Raw genomic sequence first — 422 nt, forward strand, 5'->3', positions numbered from 1 at the left:
CGCGCACGCAGCCACGCCAGCGAGCAGGGGCTGCGCTACGCGGGCGGGCTGACACCGGCCGAAGCCTGGGCGCTGGTCAGCCGTGGCGACGCCGTACTCGTGGACGTGCGTACAGCGGAAGAACGGAAGTTCGTGGGTCGTGTGCCGGATACCCCTCACGCGGCGTGGCAGACCGGGCCCGCCATGATCAAGAACCCACGCTTCCTGCGGGAGCTGGAGAAAGCCGCGCCCAAGAGCGCCGTGGTGCTGCTGCTGTGCCGCAGTGGCAAACGCTCTGCTGCCGCAGCGGAAGCCGCCGCCGCTGCCGGATTCCAGAACGTGTTCAACGTGCTGGAAGGCTTCGAGGGCGACCTGGACGAACAGCAGCAACGCGGCGAAGCCGGCGGCTGGCGCCGCTGGGGCCTGCCCTGGCAGCAGGACTG

General features: G+C 70.4%; 1 protein-coding gene. It reads left to right on the forward strand.

What is annotated here, in order from left to right; genetic code table 11:
• The coding region (locus tag I6F21_RS38085) for a rhodanese-like domain-containing protein (protein WP_346656865.1) at positions 1-422 on the forward strand (422 nt) is incomplete at both ends.

Source organism: Bradyrhizobium sp. NBAIM03 (genome assembly GCF_020194055.1).
Lineage (GTDB): Bacteria > Pseudomonadota > Alphaproteobacteria > Rhizobiales > Xanthobacteraceae > Bradyrhizobium > Bradyrhizobium yuanmingense.